This window comes from Gilvibacter sp., assembly GCF_013214815.1.
Taxonomy (GTDB): Bacteria; Bacteroidota; Bacteroidia; order Flavobacteriales; family Flavobacteriaceae; genus Gilvibacter.
This window is the reverse complement of record NZ_JABSPU010000023.1, coordinates 23,805-35,438: the sequence shown is the minus strand read 5'-3', so window position 1 is coordinate 35,438 and position 11,634 is coordinate 23,805. Positions and strand designations below refer to the sequence as shown.

Genomic DNA, 11,634 nt, shown 5'->3' with positions numbered 1-11,634 from the left:
GCATCTTCAATATCTACAGTGTAATCACCGGCAGCTAAACCACTGATGTCTTCTGTAGATGCACCGTTACTCCATGAGTAGGTATACGGTGCTGTTCCTCCGGCTACTGTTAGATCAATAGCTCCAGTTGCTTCTCCAAAACAAGCGGCATCTGTAATGCTTGCTGATTCAGAAAGCCCTGCAGCAGGTTGTCCTACTGTATAAGTCTGACTCAACATACAACCGTTGGCATCTTCAATGTCTACGGTGTAATCACCGGCAGCTAAACCACTGATGTCTTCTGTAGATGCACCGTTACTCCATGAGTAGGTATACGGTGCTGTTCCTCCGGCTACTGTTAGATCAATAGCTCCAGTTGCTTCTCCAAAACAAGCGGCATCTGTTATAGCTGCAGATTCAGAAAGTGCAGCAGTAGGTTGTCCGACTGTAAAGCTCGCAACACCATCGGAACAACCATTAGCATCAGTGACTGTAAGCTCATAAACGCCTGCAGCTAATCCGCTAAGGTCTTGCGTGGACTCTCCAGAATCCCATGAATAGGTATAAGGAGCGGTTCCACCAGTAACGGAAACGTCTATCGCACCTGTGTTTTCTCCGAAACATGCCACATCTGTAATATCCGCTGTAATTTCCAAAGCCTCATTTGGTTCAGAAACAACAATCGCAGAAGTAGTTACATTATTACAACCATCAGCATCAGTAACAGTTACCGTGTAAGAACCGGCAGCTAGACCGCTGATATCTTCAGTAGTGGCACCATTACTCCAAGCATAGGTATAAGGAGGAGTTCCCTCCGTCACGGTAATGTCAATAGCACCGGTAGAATCACCAAAACACAATACATCTGTAACTACAGACGCTACTTGTGGTGGTGATGGAATGTTGATTGTTGAGGTAGCTTCAAGTGGATCTAAAATGCATCCGCTACCATAAGTACCTGTATAAGTCAACTCACCTCTGAAGTCTCCTTCAAAAGGCGCTGCTCCAGAATAGGTGAAAGTCCCACTTAAAGAAGAAGCCGTACCCACGGATACATCATTAAGGAAGAACTCCCATTGGAAACTATCACTCAATGAAGCACAATCGCCCTCATCAAAAGTTCCCGTATAGATAATATCTGCTGTACATCCATCACGTTCAATGTTGGCTGTAATCTCAGGACAAGGCACGCAAATACTTGGATTGTTAAAGGTCTGTGAGGTCTCCTGACAGTTCGAATCTTCATAATTCATAACCGCTTCTCCTGCCACTGTGTTTCCGCAGACATCTGCTGCTGCTGCCACAATAGAGTATTCTAGGGTGATGGTCTCTGCAACTACCTCATCAACAAACCAAGTAACCAATTGGCCTGCATTTGTTGCGGTACCTTTACTAGCAACAAAAGAACCCGGAACAAAAGCAAAGTTGGAATCGATCTCATCAGACACTAATGATTCTCCAGGTAATTGTCTTGCTGCAGCAACCAATTGTCCAAGAATTACATCGTAGATCCCAGAAAGATCTGCATTGTCCTCTGTGGAGAATGCACCAGAATTCTGGATTGCAGCTAAAGTAGACAGTGCGGTAGCCTCCTGAGTACCAGAAATGGCCCCAATAAGGCCAATTGTAAATACGTTTTGTTCAAATACTTCTCCACCAACAGTAGTGGTTTGCGCATTAACCCCAGCGGTGATCGCATCGTTAATACAGCTGCTGGTAGTGGCTGCACTACTACATCCAACCCCTGAAGAATTTCGAGTTGGAACCCCATCTGTCAGAAGAATAATACTTCTAGATGTGGCACAATCAAATGTACCGTTATTAGTCAGTTCATCATCTGCTGTTTCTATGGCCTGAGCGATATTGGTTGCTCCACCAGTGGTTATCGCGTTTATTGTAGCAATCAACGAAGCCTCTCCACTACTGTCAGTCAATCCTTGGTCTAAAGTCGCTGACCCCGCATAGCTGACAATGGCCACTTTGTTTAGGCCTGTAGGATTATTGGCAGGATCGAAGAAGTTCTCGATAAAATCGATCGCAGCTTCCTGAGCAAAGTCAATTGGCTCTGGAACAGGACCGTCATCCATACTACCGGAACGGTCAATGATCAGCACAACTTCTTGCGGTCTAGCTGGTGGATCACCTGTGATTTCTAAAGTAATATCGAACTGATTACAAATAGTACCGTTTTCGACCGCGACTTTGTTGATCGTGATCTCTTGGCCCACAACGCTATTTGCAGATAACAAGAAAAAGAGCAGCGTGAACAAGACGGCTCCAAGAGATTTCTTGAGGTTGGTGTGAGGTATTGGTTGTTTCATAAGTGTTCTATTTCATTAACGGCCAACGAAACCGATTAAAGCGTTATTTGTAGGTAGTAAAGATTTGATCCGGATCGATTCCGGAGGGGAGAAAAACGGACTATTCCTCAGAAGGGTCCGGTACGAATACACGAAGCAATTGCGTTGCCGCAACTGTTCCACATTCCATATCTATGGCATTGATCTCAATACAACTCCATCGATTAAAAGGAGTACCCGCTGGTACTTGCACATCCACCTTGAAGGTTTTCATCTGTCTTGGAATCACTTCCATTCCCGTGATCACCTGACTTGAAAAAGAGGTGTCGGCGAAACTGACGTCCAAAACCACATTCTCTCCTAAATTGGCTTTATTAGGAGTGGAACAAGGAGTGCTTGAAAAAGTTGCGGTGAATCGGTAGCTCTTGGTGCGCGAAGTTGGATTGGATAATTCCAGCGTGAAGGCTGTTCCATCTTCATCTGCCGTACCGACATTTTTTTGATTTTGCGCTGATAAGTTTGCTTTACAATCTTGTGCGATTGTTCCTTGCGAGAAAAGCAAGACTATTAGTGTAACGAGCAAACGAATTCTGCACGCTGAAGCGGGGTTTATGGTTATCATAATTGAGCTATTATAAGGAATCGGTTCGAACTAAGAATGTTCTTCCCAAAATTTCATCTTATTGAATACGATTCACTTAGTTGGTTTTACTTAATTAGCTGATGGTCAAATTTAAGTAGGAATTACACTACTAAAATCGAATTTTAACATCTTTTAGCTCAATGGGCGAATAAAATCGTTGAATTACACTAAAACCGTAATTTCCAATCATTTTTTTGTAGGATGATATTACGAGAACACATGGGTATTTATACGTATATGGGAGATAATGACTCCATTATATGTCAGAAAACGTCAATTTGAAAATTTGAAACAAATCGTTTATCTAGGCCGCTCAAATACCGCTACTGCGGCTGTAAAATGTATATTTGCAACCGATAAAGAATAATCCTGACTTATGAGTCTAAACAAAGAAATCGCAAGAAGGCGCACTTTCGGAATCATCTCTCACCCCGATGCAGGAAAAACTACCCTAACGGAAAAACTGCTGTTATTTGGTGGTGCTATTCAAGAAGCAGGCGCGGTAAAATCCAACAAAATTAAAAAGGGAGCGACCTCGGATTTTATGGAGATCGAGCGCCAACGTGGAATCTCTGTAGCCACCTCCGTTCTAGCTTTTGAATATCAAGGTACTAAAATCAATATTTTGGATACACCGGGGCACAAGGATTTCGCAGAAGATACCTTCAGAACACTCACAGCGGTTGATAGTGTTATCGTGGTAATTGACGTTGCCAAAGGGGTTGAAGAGCAAACTGAAAAGCTCGTTTCTGTGTGCCGAATGCGCAATATTCCAATGATTGTCTTTATCAACAAGCTGGACCGAGAAGGTAAAGATGCCTTTGAACTCTTAGATGAGATCGAACAGAAGCTACAGCTCAAAGTGACCCCAATGAGCTTCCCAATAGGTATGGGATATGACTTTAAAGGGATCTACAATATCTGGGAGAACAATGTGAATCTCTTCAGCGGAGATTCTAGAAAGAATATAGAAGAGACTGTAGAGATCAATGATCTGGATGATCCGGCTCTTGACGCTTTGATCAGCGAGGATGCTGCAGAAGTGCTGCGCGAGGAACTTGAACTAGTTACCGGAATCTATCCAAGCTTTGATAAAGAGGCTTATTTGGATGGGCAATTGCAGCCTGTATTCTTCGGATCGGCATTAAACAACTTTGGAGTTCGTGAACTCTTGGATTGTTTTGTGAGCATTGCTCCTACTCCACGCCCTAAAGAAAGTGATACGCGCTTGGTGAAACCTTCGGAAGACGCCTTTAGTGGATTCGTATTTAAGATCCACGCCAATATGGATCCCAAACACCGCGACCGACTGGCGTTTGTAAAAATTGTATCAGGAACCTTTGAACGCAACAAACCTTACCTGCATGTTAGACAAGGAAAGAAGTTCAAATTCTCAAGCCCAAATGCCTTCTTTGCAGAAAAAAAGCAAATTGTCGATTATTCCTATCCCGGTGACATTGTCGGTCTTCACGATACTGGAAATTTTAAGATTGGTGACACCCTTACAGAAGGAGAAAATATGCAGTATAAAGGAATACCAAGTTTCTCTCCGGAGCACTTTAAATACATCAATAATGCCGACCCTATGAAATCTAAGCAACTGGAGAAAGGAATTGACCAATTGATGGATGAGGGTGTAGCACAGCTTTTTATTCTTGAACTCAATGGAAGAAAAGTCATTGGAACCGTGGGAGCATTGCAATTTGAGGTGATTCAATACCGTTTGGAGCACGAATATGGAGCTCGATGTTCTTATGAGACGCTCAATGTACACAAAGCCTGTTGGGTCGATCCTAAGGATCCTAAGGGTGAAGAATTTAGCGAATTCAAAAGAGTCAAGTCAAAATACTTGGCTAAAGATAAGCGCGGACAATTGGTGTTCTTTGCCGATTCTGCCTTTACCCTGCAAATGACGCAGAGCAAATACCCAAATGTGAAGTTGCACTTTATTAGTGAATTTGAGAGTGTACATGCCTAGTGCTGGTGGCGCGCTTTAAGTGTAAATATTCACTGAAAAATCCTACTACAAACGCAGAACTAATTTTCATAAAGATACCCTGCACCAGAATCGGCGGCACTATTATTGGTCGGGTCTCCGCCAATACCTGTTGCGTTACTATCTTCCCGCCATGAAGAACCAGCGAAAATAAATCCGTCGGTACTCAAGACAACATTCCGAGCAAAAACATCCCCCGGATCGGTGTTTGTTGGCTTAACATAAGCATCTTTAATCCAAGTACTACCAGATCTGAAATAAACATAGGCCGCTCCCGCACTAGAGGCAGTATTATTGCTTTCGTCCCCATTCAATCCGGTTGCATTACTCGCTTCTCCATTGGACCCAACGGCAATGGCAGATCCGTTATCGCTCACATGCACACTTGTTCCATAGGCGTCGTTAGTATCCGCATTTGAAGCTTTTACATAGGCATTTTGACTCCAAGTGGTTCCGGATCGGGTGAAAACATAAACCGCCCCTGAAGAACTTGCACTGTTGTTTGATTCATCACCATTGACACCCCTAGCATTACTGTCCTCTCCTGTAGCTCCCACGGCAAGAATATCTCCACTACCATCCAAGGCAACCGAACTACCAAATCGGTCAGTGCCTTCCGTGTTGGATGCTTTTAAATAGGCTTGCTGCGTCCAAACGGTACCTGATCGTGTATAAACGTATACGGCTCCCGAGTCGGAGGCCGTATTGTTGGTTTGATCACCATTGATTCCAGTGGCATTGCTATCTTCATTTCTAGCGCCTACGGCCAAGGTATCACCATCTCCACTAAGTGCTACATGACTCCCAAAAAGGTCTGATGCCTGCGTATTGGAAGCTTTGATATAGGCCTGCTGACTCCATGTCGTTCCTGAACGCGTAAACACGTATGCCGCTCCCGAAGCACTGGCCGAGTTATTGGCTTGATCACCATTGACTCCAGTGGCATTGCTATCTTCGGAATTGGCTCCTACCGCCAAGGTATTTCCATCATTGCTTAAGTACACATCAATACCAAAATTATCGTTGCCTTCTGTATTGGAGGCCTTGATATATGCTTGTTGTGACCACGTACTTCCCGATCGAGTAAACACATATACAGCTCCAGAACTACTTGCCAAATTATTGGTTTGATCGCCATTGATTCCCGTCGCATTGCTATCCTCTGCACTAACACCTACCGCTAAAGTATTTCCATCACCGCTTAGGGACACTACATCACCAAAAAAGTCAGATATCCCGGTATTTGAAGCTTTTATATAGGCTTGCTGACTCCAAGTTCCTGAGCTTCTAGAGAAAACATAGGCCGCTCCTGAATTAAAAGTATCGTTATTGGATTCCGACCCGTTAATTCCCGTTGCATTACTATCCTCTTGACTTGCACCAAACACCAAGGTATTACCATCATTGCTCATACTTACGGCCAATCCAAAACGATCAGAAGCTTCGGTGTTCGATGCTTTAAAATAGGTGCCCAAACTACTATAAGGAACTGGTGTTTGATCGGATAACACTGGGGTTCCACTAGCATCGTTGCCTACGCAGAGCCATCGATTATTGGAGTAAAAACAGGTCGTACCTCTCGAGATATCATAGACCATCGTACCGTTAACGGGAGTTCCACCATTACCATCAGTCACGTTTTCAATACTACTCACTCTAGGAATTACCAAACCTGTGTCATTTGCACCAACAACATCAAGCGCTCCTTGTGGAGTGGTAGTGCCGATTCCAACCTGTGCAACAATCAAAGGAGACAACAAAAAACCCAAAAGGGTCAACATTCTTACAATCATTTTGGCAAATTTGAGTTGAATTACAAAAAGAATGTAAGCAACTACGTTAGAATGTTAAAATTATTTAGATGTAAGTGTCTTTTAATCGGATGTACGTCTTGATTAATCCTTATGATGAAGTAAAACCTTTAGTTAAAAACACATGAAAAAATAAAGCCCCACTTAAAGTGAGGCTTTATTTATGCTTCTCCAGTAGGCCCAAAGTTAATGGGCATCGGTGGTTGCTTGTAATCTTTAATCGGTCCATTTGCCGCTTCAAAACGTTTAATATTTTCCCCTAGGGCTTTATGGAAGCGTTTGGCATGCTCAGGTGTCAAAATAACCCGCGCTTTCACCTTACTCTTAGGCGTACCGGGCATGATAGAGACATAATCAACGACAAATTCTGAAACGGAATGATTGATAATTGCCAAATTACTATAAATGCCTTGAGCAACAGCTTCATCCAATTCAATGTTAATTTGTCCTTTCTTTTGATCGTTATTATCGTTCATAATAGAGTTTATAAACACAGAATCCCGCTATAAAACGGGATTCTGCAAATTATTTATTGAACAAGGATTAGTTGTAGTTAACCTCTTGTTTTTCTTCAGTCATTTGTTCCAATTCCTCTTTAGAACCGACGATGATATGATCGTAATTACGCATACCAGTACCGGCAGGAATACGGTGACCTACAATTACATTCTCTTTCAAGCCTTCAAGAGTATCAACTTTACCGCTTACCGCTGCTTCGTTCAACACCTTAGTAGTTTCCTGGAAGGAAGCCGCAGAGATGAAGGACTTAGTTTGTAGCGATGCACGTGTGATCCCTTGTAGGATTGGAGTCGCTGTTGCAGGTACTGCATCACGAGCTTCAACCAAGGCTTTGTCTGCACGTCTCAAGATAGAGTTCTCATCACGCAACTGACGTGGCGATACGATCTGACCTTCTTTCAAAGTTTCAGAATCACCAGCGCTAGATACTACCTTCATTCCAAAGATCTTATCGTTCTCTTCAATGAAGTCGTATTTGTGCGTCAATTGGTTCTCTAAGAAGATAGTGTCTCCCGGATCGTTGATCTTAACCTTACGCATCATTTGACGTACTACTACCTCAAAGTGCTTATCGTTGATCTTCACCCCTTGCAGACGGTATACTTCTTGAACTTCGTTCACCAAGTACTGCTGTACTGCAGATGGGCCTTTGATCTTCAAGATATCCTCTGGAGTGATAGAACCGTCAGAAAGAGGCATACCGGCGCGGATGTAATCGTTCTCCTGTACCAGGATCTGATTAGACAGCTTTACCAAGTATTTCTTAATGTCACCTAATTTAGATTCTACAATGATCTCGCGGTTACCACGCTTGATCTTTCCAAAGGAAACAACACCGTCAATCTCACTTACAACTGCAGGGTTCGATGGGTTACGCGCTTCAAAGAGCTCAGTAACTCGTGGAAGACCCCCTGTAATATCACCCGCTTTCGCAGATTTACGTGGAATCTTAACCAAGATCTTACCAACCTTGATCTTCTCAGCATCGTCTACCATAAGGTGAGCCCCTACTGGTAAGTTGTATGAACGGATCACTTCTCCTTTAGCTCCACAGATCTGAAGCGTTGGGATCAGTTTCTTGTTTCTTGATTCAGAGATCACTTTCTCCTGGAATCCGGTTTGTTCGTCAATTTCTACTTGATAAGTAACACCTTGTTCGATATTCTCGTACTTGATCTTACCAGCAAATTCAGAGATGATTACACCGTTATATGGATCCCACTGACATACCACATCACCTTTCTTAAGGGTCTGTCCGTCTTTTACAAAGATGGATGAACCGTAAGGAATGTTGTTTGTACTTAGGACAATTCCAGTTTTCTTGTCAACCATTTTGATCTCAGAAGTACGAGAGATAACGATATCAACTTCGTTTCCTTCTGCGTCTTCTCCCTTAACAGTTTTCAAGTCTTCGATCTCGGCCTTACCGTCAAACTTCACTTGTAGTTTGTTCTCTTCGGAGATGTTTCCGGCAATACCACCCACGTGGAAGGTACGTAGTGTAAGCTGTGTACCAGGCTCTCCAATTGACTGAGCAGCCACAACACCAACAGCTTCACCGATCTGAACCATCTTACCAGTCGCTAAGTTGCGACCGTAACACATAGCACAGATTCCTTTCTTAGCCTCACAAGTCAAAGCAGAACGAACCTCTACACTTTCCACTGGAGACGCATCGATTCTCTTGGCAACAACCTCGTCAATATGCTCTCCTGCAGCAACTAATAATTCGTTGCTAAGCGGATCGTAAACATCGTTTAGTGAAGTACGTCCAACGATACGCTCGCCTAGGGACTCCACAACTTCTTCGTTCTTCTTAAGTGGGGTTACCTCTACTCCGCGTAGCGTACCACAGTCGTGCTCGTTGATGATCACATCCTGAGAAACATCTACCAAACGACGTGTCAAGTATCCAGCATCCGCCGTTTTAAGGGCCGTATCCGCAAGACCTTTACGCGCACCGTGCGTAGAGATAAAGTATTCTAAGATCGATAGTCCTTCCTTAAAGTTAGAAAGGATCGGATTTTCAATAATTTCACCACCTCCAGAGTTGGATTTCTTCGGCTTGGCCATCAGACCACGCATACCCGTCAACTGACGGATCTGCTCCTTAGAACCACGCGCTCCAGAATCAAGCATCATATACACCGAGTTAAACCCTTGCTGATCTTCACGGATACGCTTCATAGAAAGCTCCGTCAAGTTCGCGTTGGTTGCAGTCCAGATATCAATTACCTGGTTGTAACGCTCGTTGTTAGTGATAAGACCCATGTTGTAGTTGGCAATAATACCGTCTACTTGTTGGTTCGCGTCGTCAATCATGGTGTGCTTCTCCTGTGGAATAATGATATCCCCAAGGCTAAACGACAATCCTCCTTCAAAAGCGAACTTATATCCAAGGTCTTTAATAGAGTCTAAGAAATCAGCAGTGGTAGGCACGTCGGTTACTTTCAAAATACCACCAATGATATCACGTAGCGATTTCTTGGTCAATACTTCGTTGATGTAACCTGCAGCCTCTGGTACTTCCTGGTTAAAGATCACACGACCTACAGTCGACTCAATAACTTGGTATACCAATTCTCCAGCTTCGTTAAAGTCTTTTGTACGGATCTTGATGATCGCGTTCAAGTCAACTTTCTTTTCGTTGTAAGCGATTACAACCTCTTCCGCAGAGTAGAAGGTCAAACCTTCCCCTTTAATTGGGTGCTCTTTTGTGGATTTACGCGGCTTGGTCATATAGTACAGACCCAATACCATATCCTGAGACGGTACCGCTACTGGAGAACCGTTTGCTGGGTTCAAAATATTGTGAGAGGCAAGCATCAACAACTGTGCTTCCAGAATTGCTTCTGGCCCTAGTGGAAGGTGAACCGCCATTTGGTCACCATCAAAGTCGGCATTAAATGCCGTACACACTAACGGGTGCAGCTGAATCGCTTTCCCTTCGATAAGCTTAGGCTGGAACGCTTGGATACCCAAACGGTGAAGCGTAGGAGCACGGTTCAGGAGTACTGGGTGTCCTTTAAGAACGTTCTCCAAGATATCCCAAACTACAGGCTCTTTCTTATCGATGATCTTTTTAGCCGATTTTACCGTTTTCACGATACCACGCTCGATCAGTTTACGGATCACAAACGGCTTGTATAGTTCTGCGGCCATGTTTTTAGGCAGACCACATTCGTATAATTTCAATTCAGGTCCAACAACAATTACCGAACGCGCTGAATAATCCACACGCTTACCAAGTAAGTTTTGACGGAAACGTCCTTGCTTACCTTTAAGCGAGTCAGAAAGTGATTTCAGTGGACGGTTAGAGTCTGTTTTTACTGCGGATGACTTACGAGTGTTGTCGAATAGTGAGTCCACAGATTCCTGTAGCATACGCTTTTCATTACGTAAGATCACTTCCGGAGCTTTGATCTCTACCAAACGCTTCAAACGGTTGTTACGGATAATCACACGACGGTAAAGGTCGTTCAAATCCGAAGTTGCGAAACGTCCACCATCTAGTGGTACCAATGGACGCAATTCTGGTGGAATCACCGGAATTACCTTCATGATCATCCACTCAGGCTTGTTCTCGCGGTTGTTGTTAGCCTCACGCAAAGCTTCCACCACTTGCAAACGCTTAAGGGCTTCTGTTTTACGTTGCTTAGAAGTTTCGTTGTTCGCCTTGTGACGCAGATCAAAAGACAAGCTGTCTAGATCAATGCGGTTCAACAATTCGATCAAACACTCTGCTCCCATCTTCGCGATGAATTTGTTAGGATCAGAATCTTCTAAATACATATTCTCCTGAGGAAGGGTATCCAATACATTCAAATACTCCTCTTCAGTAAGGAAGTCCATCTTTTGCAACGGCTCTCCCTCTTCGTTTTTGGCGATACCTGGTTGAATAACCACATAACGCTCATAATAGATAATCATATCCAACTTCTTGGACGGCAATCCAAGAAGGTATCCGATCTTGTTCGGAAGACTTCTGAAGTACCAAATATGCGCAACAGGTACAACCAAGTTGATGTGACCTACACGATCACGACGCACTTTCTTTTCGGTAACTTCTACCCCACAACGGTCACAAACGATTCCTTTGTATCGGATACGCTTATACTTTCCACAGGCACATTCGTAGTCCTTTACAGGTCCAAAAATACGCTCGCAGAACAAACCGTCGCGCTCGGGTTTGTGGGTACGGTAGTTGATGGTTTCTGGTTTCAATACCTCTCCGCGAGATTCTGCCAAAATAGACTCCGGTGAAGCCAAACCAATAGAAATCTTGTTGAATTTCTTTACCGTGTTGTTATCTTTATTTCTTGCCATAATGCTAATATGCTATGCTAATTTAATGCTAAAGTGAGCTACACTTTATCTTATCCCCAA

Annotated in this window: 6 protein-coding genes; 1 reads left to right on the top strand and 5 read right to left on the bottom strand. The window is 43.6% G+C overall.

The window, feature by feature from the left end:
* A partial coding sequence (locus HRT75_RS06930) for a VWA domain-containing protein (RefSeq protein ID WP_291184343.1) occupies window positions 1-2,300 on the bottom strand: 2,300 nt, incomplete at its 3' end.
* A gap of 100 nt (window positions 2,301-2,400) precedes the next feature.
* Window positions 2,401-2,841, bottom strand: a complete 441-nt coding sequence (locus HRT75_RS06925) for a hypothetical protein (protein ID WP_291184340.1) — start codon at window positions 2,839-2,841, stop codon at window positions 2,401-2,403.
* Window positions 2,842-3,298: 457 nt separating this feature from the next.
* On the opposite strand from HRT75_RS06925, the gene HRT75_RS06920 reads away from it, so the two are divergent.
* Complete coding sequence (locus tag HRT75_RS06920) at window positions 3,299-4,900, top strand: peptide chain release factor 3 (protein ID WP_291184337.1); 1,602 nt, start codon at window positions 3,299-3,301, stop codon at window positions 4,898-4,900.
* Window positions 4,901-4,959: 59 nt separating this feature from the next.
* Here the strand turns inward: HRT75_RS06920 and HRT75_RS06915 are convergent, their stop codons facing one another.
* The 3 genes from HRT75_RS06915 to rpoC form a co-directional block, all read right to left on the bottom strand.
* Window positions 4,960-6,711, bottom strand: coding sequence for an FG-GAP repeat protein (locus HRT75_RS06915; RefSeq protein ID WP_291184334.1), 1,752 nt, complete (start codon window positions 6,709-6,711; stop codon window positions 4,960-4,962).
* Between the two features lie 179 nt (window positions 6,712-6,890).
* Window positions 6,891-7,205, bottom strand: coding sequence for a DUF3467 domain-containing protein (locus tag HRT75_RS06910; protein ID WP_291184331.1), 315 nt, complete (start codon window positions 7,203-7,205; stop codon window positions 6,891-6,893).
* A 67-nt stretch (window positions 7,206-7,272) separates the two neighbouring features.
* Entirely contained in the window at window positions 7,273-11,574 is a 4,302-nt protein-coding gene (gene rpoC / locus HRT75_RS06905; RefSeq protein ID WP_291184328.1) for a DNA-directed RNA polymerase subunit beta', read from the bottom strand.
* Window positions 11,575-11,634: the final 60 nt, after the last annotated feature.

Bases quoted from the DNA above. Each gene is read 5' to 3' on its own strand.
- HRT75_RS06920 (WP_291184337.1), top strand. From the start codon at position 3,299: ATGAGTCTAAACAAAGAAATCGCAAGAAGGCGCACTTTCGGAATCATC.
- HRT75_RS06915 (WP_291184334.1), bottom strand. From the start codon at position 6,711: ATGATTGTAAGAATGTTGACCCTTTTGGGTTTTTTGTTGTCTCCTTTG.
- HRT75_RS06910 (WP_291184331.1), bottom strand. From the start codon at position 7,205: ATGAACGATAATAACGATCAAAAGAAAGGACAAATTAACATTGAATTG.
- rpoC (WP_291184328.1), bottom strand. From the start codon at position 11,574: ATGGCAAGAAATAAAGATAACAACACGGTAAAGAAATTCAACAAGATT.